The following is a 20,902-nucleotide window of genomic DNA, read 5'->3' on the forward strand; positions in this document are numbered from 1 at the left end:
TGGCTCGCTCGGGAGGACGTCATGAAGCATCGCGGCAGACATCGCCGGCGCCGCAGAGGCAGGGCGCTGCGCGCCACGCTGGCCGGTACGGCTCTGGCGCTCACCGCGGCGGCCACCATGATCAGCACCTCGCAGGCCACCGACGCCGACGACCCCGGCGCGCTGAAGCCGCTCACCGCGGCCGCCGACACCGCGCCGCTGCGGCTGGCCGAACACGCCGTGCCGGGCGCCGAACTGAACCGTCTCACCGCGTCGATGGGCCCCTCCGTGGGCGTGGGCGCCGTGCTCGCCGACCCGGACGGGGCCCTGAAGGACGCCGACGACTGCACGGACGACGACCGGCGGGCCCTGCCCGTCGAGCCGGCCGTGACGACGGCGTACTGCTGGCCCGAACGGGACACCGACGGCTGGCGGGCCGGCGCGGTCTCCACGTCCGGGGACGCCGACGAGGACGGCCACTGGGGTGCGCATCGGGTGATCCTTTCCGGCTGGACCCGCAGCTCCGGCACGCCCGCCGAGCAGGGGCTGGCGCGGATCGCCTTCGTGGCGGCCGACGACGGCCGGGCGCCGCGCTACACCTGGGCGCTACTCGCGGTGCCGGTGGACGGCGGGCGGGACTTCCGCGGTCTGGGCTCCGACGTGTCCGGCATGGTCTGGTACCGGGACAAGCTGCTCGTCACGGCGGGCCGGGGCGAGAGCGGCACGCTGTACGTGTACGACCTGGACCGGGTGCAGCGGGCCACCGTGGACGCCCGGGCCGTGGGGCGGGTGCCCGGCGGCTGGTCGGCGGCGGGCGCCCGGTACGTGCTCCCGGCGGTCGCCTCCTACGGGACGGCGGACGCGGGCGCGCCACGGCCCGGCGGGATCGCCCTGGACCGCAGCACCGTGCCCGACAGCCTGGTGGTGCACGAGGCGACGGCCCCGGACGAGGAGGGCCCGACCCGGCTGTGGCGGTACGCGTTCGGCTCCCGCCCGGAGCACGGCCCGCTGCTGCGGACGGAACCGGTCGCGGTGTACGAGACGGAGCTGACGCATGTGCGCGGGGTGCTGGCGCACCGGTCGGACTGGTACGTGAGCCGTGCCACGGGCGCGTCCGAGGAGCGCGGCACGCTGTGGCGGCAGGACACGAAGGGCGCGAGCCCGGTGCGCTGCGGGGCGGACGAGACCTACCGCTGCTGGAGCGGGCCCGCGACGTCCCTGTCGTACTGGCAGGCGACCGGGGACGTGTGGTCGCAGTCGGGGCGGATGCTGTTCGCGCTGCCGCTGGCGTCGGTCGACGAAGCTCTGGAGCGGTAGCCTGCCCACCGGCGTCCGGCCTGTGGGCAGGCGTTCGACACGGGTGTGCGGCGGATGGTTGTCTTTCGGACATGACGACCCTCTCCGTGACCACCTGGTCCCTGGAGCAGACCGCGCCCACCGATCTCCGCCCGGCCGCCGTGCCGGAGGGGGACGTGCGGGTGGTCCGCTCCGAGGTGCCCTCTCCCGAGTTCAGCCGGTTCCTGTACGCGTCGGTGGGTGGCGACATCCGCTGGACCGACCGGCTGAGCTGGTCGTACGCCCGCTGGCAGGAGCATCTGGAGCGGCCCGGCGTGGAGACGTGGGTCGCCTACGACCGGGGCACCCCGGCCGGGTACGTGGAGCTGGAGGCCCAGGACGAGGGGGTCGTGGAGATCCTCTACTTCGGGCTGCTGCCCGCCTTCCGGGGCCGGCGCATCGGCGGCCATCTGCTGTCGTACGGGGTGGCGCGCGCCTGGGACCTGGCGGACCGCCGGCCCGGGGTGAAGCCGACCACGCGGGTGTGGCTGCACACCTGCAGCAAGGACGGCGAGCACGCCCTGGACAACTATCTGCGGCGGGGTTTCCGGCTGTTCGACACCAAGGTGGAGGACGAGCCGGACGTGGCCACGCCGGGCCCGTGGCCCGGGGCCTACTCCGCCTGAACGGTTCCGGCAAGACCGCTCGCGCCGTGTGTGACCAAGGACACCCTTGTCTCGAAGAGTGGGACAAGGGTGTCCACATTTCGGATAACGGTGGACTGCCTCCATTTCGCCGTGCCAGGCTTCCGTCATGCCTGGAACTGGAATCGCCTTGGTGAGTCGGCGGCACGTCGACCTCGGCCGCATGTCCAGCGCCATCTGTCCGGCGCGCTGAGAGCACCCAGCAGCGCCCGACACCCCTCTCCCCTCCTTTGCTGCGCAAGGACGCGCACGACTCTGCCCGCGTGCGCGTAGGCGCAGGTCAGAGCCGCCCACCCCGGCATGGCGCCCCGCGCCGAGAGACCATCCACCGCTGTCCCGAAGGACGTATCAACCATGGCCGCCACCCCGCAGAAGCCTGCCGCCGCGCAGAAGCCTGCCACCGCGACCCCCCGCCGCAAGGCGAGCCGTCACCGCGGAGAGGGACAGTGGGCGGCGGGGCACTTCACCCCGCTCAACGGCAACGAGCAGTTCAAGAAGGACGACGACGGTCTCAATGTGCGGACACGCATTGAGACGATCTACTCCAAGCGGGGCTTCGACTCGATCGACCCCAACGACCTGCGCGGCCGTATGCGGTGGTGGGGCCTTTACACCCAGCGCAAGCCCGGCATCGACGGCGGCAAGACCGCGGTCCTGGAGCCGGAGGAGCTGGACGACGAGTACTTCATGTTGCGGGTGCGCATCGACGGCGGCGCGCTGACGACGCAGCAGCTGCGGGTGGTCGGCGAGATCTCACAGGAGTTCGCGCGCGGCACCGCGGACATCACGGACCGGCAGAACGTCCAGTACCACTGGATCCGCATCGAGGACGTGCCCGAGATCTGGAACCGCCTGGAGGCCGTCGGCCTGTCCACGGTCACCGCCTGCGGCGACACGCCCCGTGTGATGATCGGCTCCCCCGTGGCGGGCATCGCCGAGGACGAGATCATCGACGGCACGCCGGCGCTGGAGGAGATGAAGCGCCGCGTCCTGGGCAACAAGGCGTACTCGAACCTGCCCCGCAAGTTCAAGACGGCCATCTCCGGCTCGCCGGTGCTCGACGTGGTGCACGAGATCAACGACGTGGCGTTCGTCGGCGTCCGCCACCCCGAGCACGGACCCGGCTTCGACCTGTGGGTCGGCGGCGGCCTGTCCACCAACCCCAAGCTGGGCGTGCGGCTCGGCGCCTGGGTGCCGCTCGCGGACGTGCCCGACGTGTACGAGGGCGTCCTGTCCATCTTCCGCGACTACGGCTACCGCCGACTGCGCAACCGGGCGCGGCTGAAGTTCCTGGTCGCCGACTGGGGCGCGGAGAAGTTCCGTCAGGTGCTGGAGGACGAGTACTTGAAGCGCAGGCTGACGGACGGTCCGGCGCCCGCCGAGCCGGTGTCCCGCTGGCGCGACCACATCGGGGTGCACCGCCAGAAGGACGGCCGCTTCTACGTCGGCTTCGCGCCGCGCGTCGGCCGGGTCGACGGCACCACCCTCACCAAGATCGCGGACGTCGCCGAGGCGCACGGCTCGGGCCGGGTGCGCACCACCGTCGAACAGAAGATGATCGTCCTTGACGTCGAGGAGTCCCAGGTCGAGTCCCTGGTGGAATCCCTGGAGGCGCTGGACCTCAGCGCCCGCCCCTCCCCGTTCCGGCGCGGCACCATGGCCTGCACCGGCATCGAGTTCTGCAAGCTCGCCATCGTCGAGACCAAGGCGCGCGGCGCCTCGCTGATCGACGAACTCGAGCGGCGCATGCCGGAGTTCGACGAGCCCATCACCATCAACCTCAACGGCTGCCCGAACGCCTGCGCCCGTATCCAGGTGGCGGACATCGGTCTCAAGGGCCAGCTGGTGCTGAACGACGAGGGCGAGCAGGTCGAGGGCTATCAGGTGCACCTCGGCGGCGCGCTCGGCCTGGAGGCCGGCTTCGGCCGCAAGGTGCGCGGCCTGAAGGTCACCGCGGACGAGCTCCCCGACTACGTGGAGCGGGTGCTGAAGCGTTTCGAGGCGGAGCGCGAGGACGGCGAGCGGTTCGCGTCCTGGGTCACCCGCGCCTCCGAGGAGGCCCTGCAGTGAGCGAGCGAGCGGCGCCGTTCTACTGCCCGTACTGCGGCGACGAGGACCTGCGCCCCAGCGAGGAAGGGCACGGCGCCTGGGAGTGCGCGGGGTGCAACCGCGCCTTCCGGCTGAAGTTCCTCGGGCTGCTGGCCCGGGGTCTGGACCGATCCGACACGGGAGGGGACCCGGCATGACGGCCGTATCGGACGAGCGCGGCACCGTGGAGTTGCGGGAACTGGCCGAGCAGGCGGGCCGGGACCTGGAGGACGCCTCCGCGCCGGAGATTCTCCGGTGGGCGGCCGACACGTTCGGCAGGCGCTTCTGCGTGACCTCCTCCATGGAGGACGCGGTCGTCGCCCACCTCGCCTCCCGGGCGCTGCCCGGGGTGGACGTGGTGTTCCTCGACACCGGCTACCACTTCCCCGAGACCATCGGCACTCGGGACGCCGTGGAGGCCGTGATGGACGTGAACGTCATCACGCTCACCCCCCGGCGGACGGTCGCCGAGCAGGACGCCGAGTACGGCCCGAAGCTCCACGACCGCGACCCCGACCTGTGCTGCAAGCTGCGCAAGGTGCAGCCGCTGGAGGAGGGCCTGAGGGACTACCTGGCCTGGGCGACCGGCCTGCGCCGCGACGAGTCCCCGACCCGGGCGAACACCCCGGTCGTCGGCTGGGACGAGAAGCGGCGGAAGGTGAAGATCTCCCCCATCGCCAGGTGGACCCAGGACGACGTGGACGCCTACGTCGCCGAGCACGGAGTCCTCACCAACCCGCTGCTGCAGGACGGTTACGCCTCCGTGGGGTGCGCCCCCTGCACCCGCCGCGTGCTGGAGGGCGAGGACGCCCGCGCCGGCCGCTGGGCGGGCCGCGCCAAGACCGAGTGCGGACTGCACGGCTGACCGCCATGACCGCGCCTTCGACGAACCAGGAGAACCACGTGACGACCGGAGCCACCGTCTGGCTCACGGGTCTGCCGAGTGCGGGCAAGACCACCATCGCGCACGAACTCGCCGCCCGGCTGCGCGAGCTTGGCCGGCCGACCGAGGTGCTCGACGGGGACGAGATCCGCGAGTTCCTCTCGGCGGGCCTCGGCTTCAGCCGCGAGGACCGGCACACCAACGTGCAGCGCATCGGCTTCGTCGCCGAACTGCTCGCCCGCAACGGCGTGCTGGCGCTCGTCCCGGTGATCGCCCCCTACGCCGACAGCCGCGAGGCCGTCCGGGCCCGCCACGAGGCGAACGGCACGCCGTACGTCGAGGTGCACGTGGCGACGCCGGTGGAGGTGTGCTCCGTCCGTGACGTGAAGGGCCTGTACGCCAAGCAGGCGGCGGGTGAGCTGTCCGGCCTCACCGGGGTCGACGACCCGTACGAGGAGCCCGAGAAGCCCGATCTGCGCATCGAGTCGCAGCACCAGACCGTGCAGGAGTCCGCGGCGGCCGTTCACGCCGTGCTCAGCGAAAGGGGACTGGCATGACGACCGCCGCCACCACTGTCGAGGAGGGTACGGACAGCCCGTACGCCCTCTCCCACCTGGACGCCCTCGAGTCGGAGGCCGTGCACATCTTCCGTGAGGTGGCAGGTGAGTTCGAGAAGCCGGTGATCCTGTTCTCCGGCGGCAAGGACTCCATCGTCATGCTGCACCTGGCGCTGAAGGCGTTCGCGCCCGCGCCGGTGCCGTTCGCGCTGCTGCACGTGGACACGGGGCACAACTTCCCGGAGGTCCTGGACTACCGCGACCGCACGGTCGCCGAGCACGGCCTGCGCCTGCATGTGGCCTCCGTGCAGGACTACATCGACCGGGGTGTGCTCAAGGAGCGCCCGGACGGCACCCGCAACCCGCTGCAGACGGTGCCGCTCACGGAGAAGATCCGCGACGAGGGCTTCGACGCCGTCTTCGGCGGCGGCCGCCGTGACGAGGAGAAGGCCCGCGCCAAGGAGCGGGTGTTCTCGCTGCGCGACGAGTTCTCCCAGTGGGACCCGCGCCGCCAGCGCCCCGAGCTGTGGAACCTCTACAACGGCCGGCACGCCCCCGGCGAGCACGTGCGCGTGTTCCCGCTGTCCAACTGGACCGAGCTGGACGTGTGGCAGTACATCGCCCGCGAGAACATCGAACTGCCCGAGATCTACTACGCGCACGAGCGCGAGGTCTTCAAGCGCGGCGGGATGTGGCTGACCGCGGGCGAGTGGGGCGGCCCGAAGGACGGCGAGACGGTCGAGAAGCGCCTGGTGCGCTACCGCACCGTCGGCGACATGTCCTGCACCGGTGCCGTCGACTCCGACGCCGACACCATCGAGAAGGTGATCACGGAGATCGCCGCCTCCCGGCTCACCGAGCGCGGCGCCACCCGCGCCGACGACAAGCTGTCCGAGGCCGCGATGGAAGACCGCAAGCGCGAGGGGTACTTCTAAGCATGAGCACGATCACGACCGAGGAGCTCTCGGCCACCACCCTGCTGCGGTTCGCCACCGCCGGCTCCGTCGACGACGGCAAGTCCACCCTGGTGGGCCGGCTGCTGCACGACTCCAAGTCGGTGCTCGCCGACCAGCTGGAGGCGGTGGAGCGCGCCTCCGCCAGCCGCGGCCAGGACGCCCCCGACCTCGCGCTGCTCACCGACGGCCTGCGCGCCGAGCGGGAGCAGGGCATCACGATCGACGTGGCGTACCGTTACTTCGCCACGCCCCGGCGGCGGTTCATCCTCGCCGACACCCCGGGCCATGTGCAGTACACGCGGAACATGGTCACCGGCGCCTCGACGGCCGAGCTGACGGTGATCCTGGTCGACGCCCGCAACGGCGTGGTCGAGCAGACCCGCCGGCACGCGGCGATCGCCGCCCTGCTGCGGGTGCCGCACGTGGTGCTCGCCGTGAACAAGATGGACCTCGTCGGCTACCGGGAGCCGGTGTTCGCGAGGATCGCCGAGGAGTTCACCGCCTACGCCACCGAGCTGGGCGTCCCCGAGGTGACCGCGATCCCGATCTCGGCGCTCGTCGGGGACAACGTGGTGGACCCGTCCGCCACCATGGACTGGTACGGCGGCCCGACCGTGCTGGAGCACCTGGAGACCGTGCCGGTCAGCCACGACCTGACCCGCTGCCACGCCCGGCTGCCCGTGCAGTACGTGATCCGGCCGCAGAGCGCCGAGCACCCCGACTACCGCGGCTACGCCGGGCAGATCGCCGCCGGCACCTTCCGCGTCGGCGACGAGATCACCGTGCTGCCCTCGGGCCGCTCGACCACGATCACCGGCATCGACCTGCTCGGCGAACCCGTCGACGTGGCGTGGACGCCGCAGTCGGTGACGCTGCTGCTCGCCGACGACATCGACATCTCCCGCGGCGACCTGATCGTCCCCGCCAAGGACGCCCCGGCCACCACGCAGGACCTGGAGGCGACCGTCTGCCACGTCGCCGACGAACCCCTGACGGTCGGTCACCGGGTGCTGATCAAGCACGGCACCCGCACGGTCAAGGCGATCGTCAAGGACATCCCGTCCCGGCTCACCCTGGACGACCTGTCCCTGCACCCGCACCCGGGCCGGCTCACCGCCAACGACATCGGCCGCGTCACCATCCGCACCGCCGAACCGCTGCCCGCCGACACCTACGCCGACTCCCGCCGCACCGGGTCGTTCATCCTGATCGACCCCAACGACGGGACCACGCTCACCGCGGGCATGGTCGGCGAGTCCTTCGCCTCACCCGACCCGGTGGACGACGGGGCGGACGACGACGGGTGGGACTTCTGACCACCCGCCGGCCTCCCGCCGCCCCCGTACTGCCCTGAGCCCGCCGACGGCCCGGCCGCGCGACCGCCGCGCGACCGCCGGGCCGCCACCGAGAGGAACGTCCCCCTTGCCTGCCACGACCGCCCTGCGCCGCGCCCTCGCGGTGACGGCCGTGCTGCCGTTGCCGGCCCTGGCCGCCTGCGGTTACGGGTCCCAGGCCAAGGACACCGACACCGCGCAGGTCGCCTCGGGTCCGAGGACCGACGGTCTGGACGCCGTCCGGATCGGCTACTTCGGCAACCTCACCCACGGCACCGCCCTGGTCGGCGCCCAGAAGGGGTTCTTCCAGAAGGAACTCAAGGGCACCGAGGCGAAGTACGCGGTGTTCAACGCGGGCCCGTCGGCGATCGAGGCGCTCAACTCCGATTCCCTGGACGTCGCGTTCATCGGTCCCTCCCCCGCGGTGAACGGCTGGACCAAGGCGGAGGGCGAGAACCTGCGCATCGTGGGCGGTTCGGCGTCCGGGGGCGTGAAGCTGGTCGTGAACCCCGACAAGGTGAAGTCCGTCGAGGATGTCGAGGGCAAGCGGATCGCGACCCCTCAGCTCGGCAACACACAGGACGTGGCGTTCCTCAACTGGGCCGCCGAGCAGGGCTGGAAGGTCGACCCGCAGAGCGGCAAGGGCGACGTCACCGTGGTGCGCAGCGACAACAAGGTCACTCCCGACGCCTTCAGGTCCGGTTCCGTGGACGGAGCCTGGGTGCCCGAGCCGACCGCGTCGCGGCTGGTCGCGCAGGGCGGCAAGGTGCTGCTGGACGAGTCGTCGCTGTGGCCGGGCGGCAGGTTCGTGATCACGAACATCGTCGTCCGCCAGGAGTTCCTCGACAAGCACCCCAAGGCCGTCGAGGCCGTGCTGCGGGCGTCCGTCGAGTCCAACCGGTGGATCAACGCCCACCCCGAGGAGGCCAAGGAGGCCGCCAACGCGCGGCTCGCGGCCGACACCGGCAAGCCGCTGCCCGCCGACGTGCTCGACCCGGCCTGGAGGTCCATCACGTTCCTGGACGACCCGCTGGCCGCCACCCTCAGGACCCAGGCGGGCCACGCCGTCGAGGCGGGCCTGCTGGAGCAGCCGGACCTGAAGGGGATCTACGAGCTGTCCCTGCTCCGCAAGGTCCTGAAGGCGGCCGGCCGCCCCGCCGTCGACGACGCCGGACTCGGCGTCGCCTGAACCGGATCACGCACGCTTCCCAGGAGGTGACGACCATGGCCACGACCCTCGCCAAGGCCGCCGACGGCACGCAGTCGGCCACGCACGCGGCCCGTATCGAGCACGTCTCGAAGTCCTTCGCAGGCCCCGCCGGACAGCAGCTCGTGCTGGACGACATCAGCCTCGACGTCGCCCCCGGCGAGTTCGTCACCCTCCTCGGCGCCTCCGGCTGCGGCAAGTCCACCCTGCTCAACCTCGTCGCCGGCCTCGACCGGCCCTCCGCCGGCGCCATCACCACCGACGGCCGTCCCGCCCTCATGTTCCAGGAACACGCCCTGTTCCCCTGGCTCACCGCCGGCAAGAACATCGAACTCGCCCTGAAACTGCGCGGCGTCCCCAAGAACGAACGGCGTGAGCGCGCCGAACAGCTGCTGGAGCTGGTCCGCCTGGGCGGCGCCCACGGCAAGCGCGTCCACGAGCTGTCCGGCGGCATGCGCCAGCGCGTCGCCCTCGCCCGCGCCCTCGCCCAGGAGAGCCGCCTGCTGCTGATGGACGAGCCGTTCGCCGCGCTCGACGCCATCACCCGCGACGTCCTCCACGACGAACTCACCCGCATCTGGCGCGAGACCGGCCTGTCCGTCCTCTTCGTCACCCACAACGTCCGCGAGGCCGTCCGTCTCGCCCAGCGCGTCGTCCTGCTGTCCTCCCGCCCCGGCCGCATCGCGCGGCAGTGGACCGTGGACATCCCGCACCCGCGCCGCATCGAGGACACGGCCGTGGCCGAGCTGTCCGTCGAGATCACCGAGCAACTCCGTGGGGAGATCCGCCGACATGGCCAGCACTGACACCACCCCCAGGGACGCCGGGGACCTGGCCGGACTGGAAGCGGGCCTGGACGCGCTCGAGACCGTCCAGACCACGCGCAAGCCGCTGAGGCAGACCCTCACCCAGAAGGTCCTCCCGCCGGTCGTCGCCGTCGCGCTCGTGCTGGCCGTGTGGCAGTCGCTGATCACCTTCAAGGTCGTCGACGACCCCACCAAGCTGCCCGCTCCCGCCGACGTCTGGCACGTCCTGGAGAAGGCCTGGCTCCAGGGCGAACTCCTCGGCTACATCTGGACCTCCGTCTCCCGCGGCCTGCTCGGCTTCTGCCTCGCCCTGCTCATCGCCACCCCCCTGGGCCTCCTCCTCGCCCGCATCAAACTCGTCCGCGCCGCGATCGGCCCCATCCTGTCCGGCCTGCAGTCCCTGCCCTCGGTCGCCTGGGTCCCGCCCGCCGTCATCTGGCTCGGCCTGAACAACCAGATGATGTACGCCGTCATCCTCCTCGGCGCCGTGCCCTCCATCGCCAACGGCCTCCTCTCCGGCGTCGACCAGGTTCCGCCGCTGTTCCAGCGCGCCGGACGCACCCTCGGCGCCACCGGACTGAAGGGCACCTGGCACATCACCCTGCCCGCCGCCCTCCCCGGCTACGTCGCCGGACTCAAGCAGGGCTGGGCCTTCTCCTGGCGCTCCCTCATGGCCGCCGAGATCATCGCCTCCTTCCCCGACCTCGGCGTCGGCCTCGGACAGCTCCTGGAGAACGGCCGCAACGCCAGCGACATGGCCATGGTCTTCGAGGCGATCCTGCTCATCCTCACCGTCGGCATCGCCATCGACCTGCTGATCTTCAGCCCTCTCGAACGCCGGGTCCTGCGCACCCGCGGACTCCTGGTGAAGAGCTGAGGTGCCTGTGATGCGTCGTCCCGTCCTGCTCGTCGTCGCCCACGGCAGCCGCGACCCGCGGCACGCCGCGACCGTCCACGACCTGGTGCGCCGGGTACGCGCGCAGCGGCCCGGGCTGCGGGTGGAGACCGGGTTCCTGGACTTCAACGTGCCCTCCGTCGGCGCGGTGCTGGAGTCCCTGGACGCGGAGGGGGTGCGTGACGTGGTCGCGCTGCCGCTGCTGCTCACCCGGGCCTTCCACGCCAAGGCGGACATCCCCGCGGTGCTGTCCGAGGCGCCACCGCGCCTGCGGATCCGCCAGGCGGACGTGCTGGGCCCGTCACCGCTGCTGGTGGCGGCCCTGGAACGCCGGCTGTACGAGGCGGGCCTGACGCCCGCCGACAAGTCCTCGACCGGGGTCGTGCTGGCCTCGGCGGGGTCCTCCGACCCGGAGGCGATCGCAGTGATCGCAGACGTCGCGCGGGAGTGGCGGCACACCGGTTGGTGCGCCGTGCGGCCTGCGTTCGCCTCCGCATCCCTTCCCCGCACCGAGGACGCGGTGCGGGAGCTGCGAGAGCTCGGCTGCGCGCGCGTCGCCGTGGCCCCGTACGTCCTGGCGCCGGGGCGCCTGCCCGACCGGATCGCCCGGGGCGCGGCCGAGGCCGACGTCCTGGCGGACGTGCTGGGCCCCTCCCCTGAGGTCGCCCAGGTTCTCCTCGAGCGCTACGACGCGGCCCGGACGCCGCTGCTGACGGCGCTGGGCGCCTGAGTCTCAGCCGGCGGTCATCTCCACCAGCTTGCGCACCGTGTTCCAGTTGCGGCTGGTGGCGACGACGCCCTTGCTCAGGCGGGGCTTCGCCAGGTGCTCGGCGAGCTTGGAGCGGCCGAGGCCGTCGGGGACGTACAGGTAGAGGGCGCGGTCGCCGAGGCGGAAGTCCTCGGGGAGGTACGCCTCGCGGTCGATCTCCGCGAACCGGTCCTCGGTGACGGGTGCGGAGAAGTAGGTGACGTGGAGCTGCTTCGGCTCCAGGTCCGCGGCCGGGAAGGGGCAGGCGTCGACCACGCCCTTCAGATAGGCGTGGTCGCGGACGATCACGTCCACGTCGAAGCCGAAGCGGCCGGCGAGCGCCCCGGACAGGTCGGCGGCCAGCGACTCCTCGTCGCCGTGTCCCGCGGTGAACGCGGCCTGGCCGCTCTGCAGATGGGTGCGCACGTCCTGGAGGCCGAGGCTCTCCAGCAGTGCGCGCAGTTCGGCCATCGGGACCTTCTTGCCGCCGCCCACGTTGATGCCGCGCAGCAGGGCCGCGTATCTGTTCGCCATGGCCCCGACTGTAGTGCGGCCGTCGTGCCCCGTGGGGGTGGGCACGACGGCCGGGGCCCGCGCGCGGCGGGGCCTCGCAACTCTGGCCGACGGGCGGCTCCCGGAGCAACCCGAACACACTGCTGTGACTGATTCGACAAGGTTGCGGAATGGCCGAGGCCGGTTCCTGTCCCTCCGCCCCCGCCCCTGATCCACCGTGCCGGTGTCCCGGACATGTGTAGGGGGCCACGGTCCTCCCCAGTGGGGAGGCCGGGCGCACCGTCGGGATGAGCCGGGGCCCGCCGGCTTCACCGGGCAGCACGACGAGACGGGCTCACGCCGCCCATACCGTCGAAACGTCAGGTGGCGGCAGGGGGTCGCCGCCGCGGACGAGGGAGCGAACCCGTCATGGGGAACGGAGACGCGCGGGTACGGGGGCTCGCCGCCCGCGCCGGCGGCTGGAGCGCGCGGCACCGCTGGGCGGCCGTCGGCATCTGGGTGCTGTTCGTGGTGCTGGCGATGGGGCTCGGCTCGGCGGCGGGCCGGGTCGACGTCGAGGACAGCGAACAGCTCAAGGGGGAGACCGGCACCGCGGCCCGCATCATCGAGGAGGCCGGGATCGAGGAGCCGGCCTCGGAAACCGTGCTCGTCCAGGCGAAGGACGACGGTCCCACGTCCACCGACGCGGAGTTCCGCTCGGCGGTCGCCGCGGTGATGACGGCCGTGGAGCGGACCGGCGAGGTCACGGACGTCACCTCGCCGTACGACAGCGGCACCGTCTCGAAGGACGGGCGCAGCGCGCTGGTCCAGTTCGACGTGCGGGGTGACCCCGGGACGGCAGGTGAGCGGATCCAGCCGGTGCTGGACGCGGTCGCGGAGGTCCAGAAGGACCACGACTCGCTGCGGATCGAGGAGATCGGCGGCGCCAGCATGATGAAGACGTTCGACGACGCGTTCGGCGACGACTTCAAGAAGGCCGAGTACTCGGCCGTGCCGGTCGCCCTCGGCATCCTGCTGATCGCGTTCGGCGCGCTGGTGGCGGCGCTGCTGCCGGTCGCCCTGGCGATCACCGCGATCATGGCGACGATGGGGCTGATGGGGCTCGTCAGCCACCTCCAGCCGATGAGCGACACCGCCAACTCGGTGATGCTGCTGGTGGGTCTGGCCGTCGGCGTCGACTACTGCCTGTTCTACCTGCGCCGCGAGCGCGAGGAGCGGGCAGCGGGCCGGGACGCGCGGACCGCGCTGCGGATCGCCGCCGCGACCAGCGGCCGGGCGATCGTCGTCTCCGGTGTCACGGTGTGCGTGGCCATGGCGGGCATGCTGTTCACCGGGATCGCCGAGTTCGAGGCGATGGGCCTGGCCTCGCTGATGGTGGTGGCCGTCGCGATGGTCGGCTCCGTGACGGTGCTGCCGGCGCTGCTGTCGCTGCTGGGCGAACGGGTCGAGAAGGGCAGGGTGCCGTTCCTGCGGCGGCGGACGAGCGGCCGGAACGACAGCCGGTTCTGGTCGGCGGTGCTGAAGCGGGTGCTGGCCCGGCCGGTGCTGTCGGTGGTCGTGGCGACCGGTGCGCTGCTCGCGGTGGCCGCGCCCGCGCTCGGCATGAAGACCGAGAACCTCACGCTGGACCAGGAGTTCGGGGACTCGCTGCCGATCGTGCAGACGTACAACCGGGTCAACGAGGCGTTCCCGGGCGGTTCCGAGCCGGCCGAGGTGGTCGTCAAGGCGGACGACATCAACGCCCCCGAGGTGAAGGCGGCGCTGGCCGACTTCCGTGAGCAGGCGGTCGGTTCGGGCGCCTCGCGCGGCCCGGTCGAGATCAAGCTGCACGACCAGCAGAACCTGGCGTTCGTCTACGTGCCGCTGGTGGGCGGCTCCGACCAGGACGCGGCGGGCGCCAGCCTGGAGAAGCTGCGCGACGAGGTGCGGCCGGCGACGCTCGGCAAGGTCGACGGGGTCGAGGCGCCGATCACCGGCCAGGTGGCGGGCAACAAGGACTTCAACGACCAGCTGGTCGGCTCGGTGGTCCCGGTGTTCGCGTTCGTGGTGGTGTTCGCCTTCCTGCTGATGCTGCTGTCGTTCCGCTCGCTGACGGTCGCGGTCACCTCGATCGTGCTGAACCTGCTGTCGGTGGGCGCCGCGTACGGCATCCTCGTGGCGGTCTTCCAGCACGGCTGGGGCGCGTCCCTGGTGGGCGCGGAGGGGGTGGGCGCCATCATCACGTGGCTGCCGCTGTTCCTCTTCGTGATCCTGTTCGGCCTGTCGATGGATTACCACGTGTTCGTGGTGTCCCGGATCCGTGAGGCGCGGGCACGGGGACTCCGGACGCAGGACGCGATCAGGCACGGGGTGGTCACCACGGCCGGCGTGGTGACCAGTGCCGCGGTCATCATGGTCGCCGTGTTCGCGATCTTCGGGACGCTGTCCATGCAGTCCATGAAGCAGATGGGCGTGGGTCTGGCGGCGGCGGTGCTGATCGACGCCACGGTCATCCGGGGGGTGCTGCTCCCGGCGGTGATGGCGCTGCTGGGCGAGCGGAACTGGTACTTCCCGAAGTGGCTGCACCGCCTGCCCGACCTCACGCACGACGAGGCGCCCGCGGCTCTCACGCCGAAGGCGCGGGACGGCGAGGGCGAGAGGGTGCCGGTCTGACCGGACCGGCACCCCGACGACCAGGGCCCGGCGGCTGCCACCGCCGGGCCCTGCCGGTGTCGTCGGGGTGCCGGCCGTCGGGGGGCGACGGGCCGGGGCGGCCTGCGCGCGGCTCAGGCGCGGTCCGGGAGCTCCGCCTCGATCAGGTCGGCCGCCCTTCGCGTGCCGCCCTCCTTCGCCATCTCCGCCTGGACGTCCTTCAGGCGGCGGGCGACCTCCGGGTCGTCGACCAGGGAGAGGGCCGCGGTGCGCAGCGCCTCGGGGGTCGCCTCCTGGCTGGGCAGGTGCCGGGCCACCCCGAGCGCCTGGAGCATGTCCGCGTTGCCGAACTGGTCCACGGCCTGCGGCACGGCGATCATCGGGGTGGCCGTGGCCAGCCCCTCCTGGCTGCCGCCCGCACCCGCGTGGGTGACGAACAGGTCGGCCTGCTTGAGGATCGCGAGCTGCGGCACCCAGCTCCGCACCTCGACGTTCGGCGGCACGTCGCCGAGCTCGGCCGGGTCGACGTGCTTGCCGATCTGCAGCACCAGGTGCCAGCCGGGCAGGCCGGCGAACGCCTCGACGCACGCCCGGTAGAAGGCCGGCTGCTTGGTGAAGGACGAGCCCAGCGACACCAGGACGACCTTCTCCGCCCCGGCCGGCCGCTGCCAGCCGCCCTCGGCGCCGCGGTCGCCCTGGCAGGCCCCCACGAAGGAGTACACGCGTTCGTCGACCCGGTCGGCGTGCGGCTGGAGCGCCTTCGGGATCAGCACGATGGAGCGGTCCGGACGCCCGACGAAGTCGTCGGGGTGCAGGGTGACCCCGTTCTCCTCCAGCCAGGCCCGGAAGCGGGCGTAGTACGCCTTGCCGCGTTCGGTCTTCTTCGGCTCCTCCCACATCGGCTCGGCGACCTCCTTCTCGTAGCCCTCCCAGGCGACGAGGTTCGGCGAGAGGGAGATCGCGGGCACGCCCCAGCGGTGGGCGAGGACGCGGGCCGGGTAGGCGGTGATGTCGTGCAGCACGAGGTCGGGGGTGTCGCCCTCGTACGCCTCGATGAGCTGCGGGAGCGCCTGCACGGCGTCGGCGAGGAACGGCTCGACGTTGTCGAGGAGGGTGGTGCCCCAGGCCTCGGGGTCGTCGTCGGGGCCGGGCAAGGTGGAGTTCCACAGCTTGGGCTCGGCGCCGGTCGCGGCGACCTTGTCGGCGAACAGGGGCGGGATCGCGTACGTCACCCGGTGCCCGCGCGCCACCAGCTCCCGGATCACCTCGAGGCTGGGGTTCACGTGCCCGTGGGCGGCGATGGAGAACATGGCGATGTGCGCGCGAGCGGTCATGCCCCGACCTTAAACGAGACGAAACGTCTCGTACAAATCGAAACCGGTACGCCGCTCACCGCTGGTACCGGGCGAGGACCAGGTTGCCGTCCTTCTCCAGCCGCCTCCGCAGCTCGTCGAGGCCGATCGCGCCGCTGTAGTACTCCTGGAGCGCCGGCGTGGCGACCTTGTCCTTCCACTCCGGGTAGCCCCGTACGGACTGCGCGGGCGCCGGGCTCAGCCGGGCGGCCAGCGCCGTGCCGGTGGCCCAGCCGTGTTCGGGGGTGCGCAGGGCCGGGTCGGCGAGGGCCTGGCGGCCGGTGGGCAGCATCCAGTCGCCGAGTGCGAGGCGCACCATGTTCCGCGGCTGGAGCAGGAAGTCCAGGAAGGCGACGGCCTCCTTCTTGTGCGGGCAGTCCTCGGCGACGGACAGCGTCTGCGGGCTGACGCCCTGGGCGAGCCCGCCGGCCCCGGCGGGTGCGGGCAGCACCTGCCACTCGAAGCCCTTCGGCGCCTGCTGGACGATCTGCTGGCGGTACGAGAAGCCGAGCGGGACCATCGCGTACTTGCCCGCGAAGAGGCCGGGCAGGGTGTCGGAGCCGCCGCTGCCGAGGGTGGTGGGCGAGGCGCTGCGGTCAGTGTTCAGCTGCTCGTGGACGGTGCGGGGGACGACCGCGTCGCCCTCCTCGAACCGCACGGTGACCTTCCCTTCGGCGTCGCGGTGGAAGAGCCGGCCGCCCGCGGAGAGGGACAGGTTGAGGGTGGCGGACACCGGCTCCTTGAGGGGCCAGGCCACGCCGTAGCGGCCGTCGCCGGACAGCTCCTTCGTCACCCGGCGGAACTCGGCCCAGCTCCAGGGGTGTCCGGGCGTCGGGACGCGGACGCCGGACTCCCTCAGGCGGGCGGCGTCGGCGATGAGGACGCGCGGCTCCTGGAGGAAGGGCACGCCGTAGACGCCGTCGCCGAACGTGACGGACTGCCAGGAGAGTTCGGGGATGTCGGAGGTGAGCCGCTCGGGCAGCAGGTCCGTGAGGTCGGCGAGGTGGCCTCCGTAGGCGAAGTCGGCGAGGTCGTCGGAGGCGTCGTGGACGATGTCGGGGGCCTCGCCGCCCTCGAAGGAGGTGAGGAGCTGGTCGTGGACGCTGTCCCAGCTGCCCTGGACGTACTCCACGCGGACGTCGGGGTGGAGGGCGTGCCACTCGTCGACGAGTTCCTTGGTGGCCTCGACCGACTCCTGCTGCCAGGCCAGGGACTGGAAGCGCAGGGTGACCCGGCCGTCGTCGCGGGTGCCGCCGGAGGAGCAGCCCGCGAGGAGCAGGGCGAGGGCGACCGCCCCGACGAGCGTCCTGACGGGCGTCGTGCGGGTCCTTCGAGTCATGCGGGTCATCAGCCCTTCACCGCCCCGGCGAGGAGGGAGCCGGTGATGCGGCGCTGGATGAGCGCGAACACCAGCAGGGACGGAAGCGTCGCGAGGAACGCTGCGGCGGCCAGCGGGCCGAGATCGGCGACCCCTTCGGCGCCGATGAAGCGGGTGAGGAGCACCGGCAGCGTCTGCTGTTCCGGCGTCTTCAGCAGGACGAGGGCGAAGAAGAACTCGTTCCACGCGGTGACGAACGCGAACAGCGCGGTCGCGGCGATGCCCGGCGCGAGCAGCGGCACGGTCACCGACACCAGGGTGCGCAGCCGTCCGGCGCCGTCCACGGCCGCCGCCTCCTCCAGCTCGGCCGGCACGGCGCGGACGTAGCCGGTGAGCATCCACAGGGCGAAGGGCAGCGACCAGACGACGTAGACCAGCACCAGGCCGGGCAGCGAGTCGATGAGCCGCAGGTTCTTCAGCACCAGGAACAACGGGATGATCAGCAGCACGAACGGGAACGCCTGGCTGACGACCACCCAGCCGGTCGCCGCCCGTGCCAGGGCGCTGCGGTGGCGGGCCATGACATACGCCGTCGGGGTGGCCACGGCGACCGCGACGAGGGCCGCGGCGGACGCGGTGAGCAGGGAGTTGAGGGCGGCGCGCAGCAGCGGCTGCTCCTCGAAGGCCTGACGGAAGTTGGCGAGGGTGGGGTCCTGCGGGATCCAGGCGGGGTGCAGCCCGGCCAGCTCGGAGGCCGGCTTGAACGCGGTGGACGCCAGCCACACGAACGGGAAGGCCAGGAAGACGAGATAGGCGAGCAGGGCCGCGTACTGGCCGGCGCGGGCCGCGGGACGGGTCCTCAACGCTCGTCACCTCCCCTCAGCCGGCCCACGAGGAACACGGCGAGCAGCACGGAGATCGCAGCGACCATCACACATCCCATGGCGGCCGCGTAGCCGAACTGGCCGTACCGGAAGGCCTCCTCGTAGGCGAACAGCATGGGCAGACGGGTGCGTCCGCCGGGGCCGCCGTTGGTGAGCACGTAGACCAGGGCGAAGGAATTGAAGTTCCAGATGAGGTTGAGCGCCGTGATGGCGAGGGCGACGGGCCGCAGGGCGGGCCAGGTGACTGTGCGGAAGCGGCGCCAGGCGCCGGCGCCGTCGACGGCCGCGGCCTCGTGCAGTTCGCGCGGGGTGTTCTGCAGCCCGGCGAGCAGCGCCACAGTGGTCTGCGGCATGCCCGCCCACACACCGACGACGATCACCGCGGGCAGGGCGGTGGCGAGTCCGCTCAGCCAGTCCCGGTCGCCGCCGAACCCGAGGTCGCGCAGCGTCTCGTTGAGGATGCCGGCGTCCGGGTTGTACGTGAGGCGCCACATGATGCCGACGACCACCTCGGGCATCGCCCAGGGCACGATCGCCAGGGCGCGGGCCGCCCAGCGCAGCCGCAGGTCCTGGTCGAGCAGCAGGGCGAGGCCGAGGGCCAGCAGGAACTGCGGGACGGTCACGCCGACCGCCCACACCAGCCCGATGCGGAACGACTCCCAGAACAGGGTGTCCTGGAGCAGGTCCTGGAAGTTCAGCGTGCCGATCCAGCGGGTCGGCTCGGTACGGCCCGACTGGGCGTCGGTGAAGGCCAGCAGGATGCCGTGGAGCAGCGGGCCGACGCTGAGCACCAGGATGGGGATCAGCGCGGGCAGCACCAGGAACCACGGGCCGTGATCGACGGCACGCCGTCCCCGGCGGCTCGGGTCGGGCGCGCGGGGCTCGGATCTCCTCGCCTCGGTCACCGACGTCACGGCATCAGCCCCTTCGCGCGTGGGGGGTGGGCCCGGTCATGGTCGTGAACGCGACAGCGCACGTCAAGGGCCCGCGCACATCGCCCGACCTGTGCGAATGCGAGACTGGCCGGCGAACGGCCGGACGGAGGCGCCCGGCGGGGCCCGGGACGGACACGGAGGCGGAAGCGATGGACGAGGCACGGGCGCGGGAGGTTGTGGAGGCCGCCGGGGTGCTGCCCGGGGGCGCCGGGGATCCGCGGCTGCTGGCGCTCGGGGAGAACGCGGTGTTCGCCGCCGGGGACCTGGCGGTGAAGGTGGGCCGGGACGCGGAGCTGCTGGAGCGGGCCCGCCGCGAACTGGCCGTGGCCGGATGGCTGGCCGAGCAGGGCGTGCCCGCCGTGCGTCCCGCCGTGTCCGAGGCGCTGCTGGTGGAGGGGCACCCGGTGACCGTGTGGCACCGGCTGCCCGACCCGGTGCGCCCCACCGAGCCCAGGGACCTGGCCGTGCTGCTGCGGCAGGTGCACGCGCTGCCCGCGCCGACCTTCGCCCTGCCGCCCCGCTCGCTGCTGGACGGTGTCGAGCGCTGGCTGCGGCTCGCGGGGGACGCGATCGACCCGGCGGACGCGGCGTATCTGCGCGAGCGGCGCGACGGGTTCGCGGCCGCCGCGGCCGCGCTGACGCCCCGGCTGCCGCGCGGGCCGATCCACGGCGACGCGCTTCCCCGCAACGTGCACGTCGGGCCGGACGGTCCCGTGCTGATCGACCTGGAGACCTTCTCCTCGGACCTGCGTGAGCACGACCTGGTGGTGATGGCCCTCTCCCACGACCGCTACGGCCTGCCCGACGAGGCCTACGACTCCTTCACCGGGACCTACGGCTGGGACGTGCGCGAGTGGGAGGGGTGCTCGGTGCTGCGCGGGGCGCGGGAGACCGCGAGCTGCGCCTGGGTCGCCCAGCACGCCCCGGGCAACCCCAAGGCGCTGGCCGAGTTCCGCCGCCGGGTGGCGTCGCTGCGGGACGGGGACGAGACCGTGCGCTGGTACCCGTTCTGAGCGGGTCCCGCGGCTCGGTGAGCGCGGGTCAGACCGGTTCGCCCGCCGGTTCGCGCAGCGGCCAGGTGCCGTCGACGAGGGCGGCCGGGTCGCCCTTGCGGCGCAGGAAGTCCTGGAAGTCCGCCGCCCAGGCCGCGTACCACTCGATCTGACGGCGGTGCAGCTCCGCCGGGCCGAGGGCAGCGACCTTCGGGTGGCGGTCGGCTATCGCGCAGGCCAGCCGGGCGGCGGCGAGGGCGTCGGCCGTCGCGTCGTGCGCCGCGTCGAGGCGGACGCCGTACTCCGCGCAGACCGCCTCGAGCGTGCGCTTGCCGCGACGGTAGCGGTCGACGGCGCGGTCGATGGTGTACGGGTCGATCACCGGGGCCGGGTCGGCGCCGTCCAGGCGGTCGCGCAGCGACGGCAGTCCGTACCGCCGCAGCTCGGCGGAGAGCAGGCTCAGGTCGAACGAGGCGTTGTAGGCGACGACCGGGACGCCGGTCTTCCAGTAGGCGGCGAGGACGCCGGCGACGGCGTCGGCCACCTGGTCGGCGGGGCGGCCCTCGGCGGCCGCGCGCTCGTTGCTGATGCCGTGGACCGCGACCGCGTCGGCGGGGATCATCACGCCCGGGTCGGCCAGCCACTCCCGGCGCCCCAGCGTCTCCCCCGCGCGGAGCTCGATCACGGCTCCCGTGACGATCCGCGCCTCGCTCGGATCCGTCCCCGTCGTCTCCAGGTCGAAGCCGATCAGCAGCTCCCGGTGCCAGCCCATGGGCTGCCCCCCTTCTGTGCGGTGCGTTCCCCCAGTGGCTTCACCCTCGCACGCGCCACTGACAACCAGAGGA

General features: G+C 72.5%; 21 protein-coding genes. 15 read left to right on the forward strand and 6 right to left on the reverse strand.

The features are described 5' to 3' along the window. The first annotated feature begins 21 nt into the window (after positions 1–21). From ELQ39_RS06070 to ELQ39_RS06125, 13 genes are all read left to right on the forward strand, one after another. Positions 22–1,296: a hypothetical protein gene (locus tag ELQ39_RS06070; protein ID WP_242591275.1), complete on the forward strand. Its 1,275-nt coding sequence runs from the start codon at positions 22–24 to the stop codon at positions 1,294–1,296. A gap of 71 nt (positions 1,297–1,367) precedes the next feature. Then, the gene (locus ELQ39_RS06075) at positions 1,368–1,940 is read left to right on the forward strand and encodes a GNAT family N-acetyltransferase (protein ID WP_225640235.1); all 573 of its coding nucleotides are present in this window, start codon (positions 1,368–1,370) and stop codon (positions 1,938–1,940) included. Positions 1,941–2,067: 127 nt separating this feature from the next. Further along, positions 2,068–2,151 (forward strand): putative leader peptide, encoded by an 84-nt coding sequence (locus tag ELQ39_RS32505; protein WP_310887545.1) that lies wholly within the window; start codon positions 2,068–2,070, stop codon positions 2,149–2,151. 161 nt (positions 2,152–2,312) lie between these two features. Then, positions 2,313–4,028: a nitrite/sulfite reductase gene (locus tag ELQ39_RS06080; RefSeq protein WP_242591276.1), complete on the forward strand. Its 1,716-nt coding sequence runs from the start codon at positions 2,313–2,315 to the stop codon at positions 4,026–4,028. Continuing rightward, on the forward strand, positions 4,025–4,204 hold the full coding sequence (locus ELQ39_RS06085) for a hypothetical protein (RefSeq protein WP_190001310.1): 180 nt from the start codon (positions 4,025–4,027) through the stop codon (positions 4,202–4,204). Before ELQ39_RS06080 ends, ELQ39_RS06085 begins: the two co-directional genes overlap by 4 nt. Next, a complete protein-coding gene (locus ELQ39_RS06090) occupies positions 4,201–4,911 on the forward strand; it encodes a phosphoadenylyl-sulfate reductase (RefSeq protein ID WP_225625151.1) in 711 nt (236 codons plus the stop codon). The genes ELQ39_RS06085 and ELQ39_RS06090 overlap by 4 nt, the downstream gene beginning before the upstream one ends. A gap of 5 nt (positions 4,912–4,916) precedes the next feature. Then, complete coding sequence (cysC, locus tag ELQ39_RS06095; RefSeq protein ID WP_190001308.1) at positions 4,917–5,486, forward strand: adenylyl-sulfate kinase; 570 nt, start codon at positions 4,917–4,919, stop codon at positions 5,484–5,486. Continuing rightward, positions 5,483–6,421, forward strand: coding sequence for a sulfate adenylyltransferase subunit CysD (gene cysD, locus ELQ39_RS06100; RefSeq protein WP_225625150.1), 939 nt, complete (start codon positions 5,483–5,485; stop codon positions 6,419–6,421). Before cysC ends, cysD begins: the two co-directional genes overlap by 4 nt. Before the next feature lie 2 nt (positions 6,422–6,423). Then, a complete protein-coding gene (locus ELQ39_RS06105; RefSeq protein ID WP_190001306.1) occupies positions 6,424–7,758 on the forward strand; it encodes a sulfate adenylyltransferase subunit 1 in 1,335 nt (444 codons plus the stop codon). 106 nt (positions 7,759–7,864) lie between these two features. Next, entirely contained in the window at positions 7,865–8,965 is a 1,101-nt protein-coding gene (locus tag ELQ39_RS06110; protein ID WP_242591278.1) for an ABC transporter substrate-binding protein, read from the forward strand. A gap of 35 nt (positions 8,966–9,000) precedes the next feature. Beyond that, positions 9,001–9,789: an ABC transporter ATP-binding protein gene (locus ELQ39_RS06115; RefSeq protein WP_225625148.1), complete on the forward strand. Its 789-nt coding sequence runs from the start codon at positions 9,001–9,003 to the stop codon at positions 9,787–9,789. Next, positions 9,776–10,666 (forward strand): ABC transporter permease, encoded by an 891-nt coding sequence (locus ELQ39_RS06120; RefSeq protein WP_242591279.1) that lies wholly within the window; start codon positions 9,776–9,778, stop codon positions 10,664–10,666. The genes ELQ39_RS06115 and ELQ39_RS06120 overlap by 14 nt, the downstream gene beginning before the upstream one ends. Positions 10,667–10,676: 10 nt before the next feature. Next, positions 10,677–11,414, forward strand: coding sequence for a sirohydrochlorin chelatase (locus tag ELQ39_RS06125; protein ID WP_225625146.1), 738 nt, complete (start codon positions 10,677–10,679; stop codon positions 11,412–11,414). Between the two features lie 3 nt (positions 11,415–11,417). Here ELQ39_RS06125 and ELQ39_RS06130 read toward each other — a convergent pair whose 3' ends face one another. Next, positions 11,418–11,966, reverse strand: a complete 549-nt coding sequence (locus ELQ39_RS06130; RefSeq protein WP_242591280.1) for a DUF1697 domain-containing protein — start codon at positions 11,964–11,966, stop codon at positions 11,418–11,420. A gap of 387 nt (positions 11,967–12,353) precedes the next feature. On the opposite strand from ELQ39_RS06130, the gene ELQ39_RS06135 reads away from it, so the two are divergent. Continuing rightward, positions 12,354–14,597 carry an MMPL family transporter gene (locus ELQ39_RS06135; protein ID WP_242591281.1) on the forward strand — a complete coding sequence of 748 codons (2,244 nt, stop codon included), beginning with the start codon at positions 12,354–12,356 and terminating at the stop codon, positions 14,595–14,597. 113 nt (positions 14,598–14,710) lie between these two features. On the opposite strand, the gene mgt is transcribed toward ELQ39_RS06135, so the two are convergent. The 4 genes from mgt to ELQ39_RS06155 are packed head-to-tail and all read right to left on the reverse strand — an operon-like array spanning position 14,711 to position 19,044. Next, a complete protein-coding gene (mgt, locus tag ELQ39_RS06140) occupies positions 14,711–15,910 on the reverse strand; it encodes a macrolide-inactivating glycosyltransferase (protein ID WP_242591282.1) in 1,200 nt (399 codons plus the stop codon). A gap of 55 nt (positions 15,911–15,965) precedes the next feature. Beyond that, positions 15,966–17,267: an ABC transporter substrate-binding protein gene (locus tag ELQ39_RS06145; protein WP_242591283.1), complete on the reverse strand. Its 1,302-nt coding sequence runs from the start codon at positions 17,265–17,267 to the stop codon at positions 15,966–15,968. A gap of 8 nt (positions 17,268–17,275) precedes the next feature. Beyond that, positions 17,276–18,109, reverse strand: a complete 834-nt coding sequence (locus ELQ39_RS06150) for a carbohydrate ABC transporter permease (RefSeq protein WP_242591284.1) — start codon at positions 18,107–18,109, stop codon at positions 17,276–17,278. Further along, positions 18,106–19,044, reverse strand: a complete 939-nt coding sequence (locus ELQ39_RS06155; protein WP_242591285.1) for a carbohydrate ABC transporter permease — start codon at positions 19,042–19,044, stop codon at positions 18,106–18,108. Before ELQ39_RS06155 ends, ELQ39_RS06150 begins: the two co-directional genes overlap by 4 nt. 170 nt (positions 19,045–19,214) lie before the next feature. Between ELQ39_RS06155 and ELQ39_RS06160 the strand changes: the two genes are divergently transcribed. Then, the gene (locus ELQ39_RS06160) at positions 19,215–20,078 is read left to right on the forward strand and encodes a phosphotransferase enzyme family protein (protein ID WP_242591286.1); all 864 of its coding nucleotides are present in this window, start codon (positions 19,215–19,217) and stop codon (positions 20,076–20,078) included. A 28-nt stretch (positions 20,079–20,106) separates the two neighbouring features. Here the strand turns inward: ELQ39_RS06160 and ELQ39_RS06165 are convergent, their stop codons facing one another. Then, positions 20,107–20,829, reverse strand: a complete 723-nt coding sequence (locus ELQ39_RS06165; RefSeq protein WP_190001294.1) for a 3'-5' exonuclease — start codon at positions 20,827–20,829, stop codon at positions 20,107–20,109. Positions 20,830–20,902 lie beyond the last annotated feature (73 nt).

The sequence above is a fragment of the Streptomyces sp. GB4-14 genome (assembly GCF_022696125.1).
GTDB classification, from domain to species: domain Bacteria; phylum Actinomycetota; class Actinomycetes; order Streptomycetales; family Streptomycetaceae; genus Streptomyces; species Streptomyces werraensis.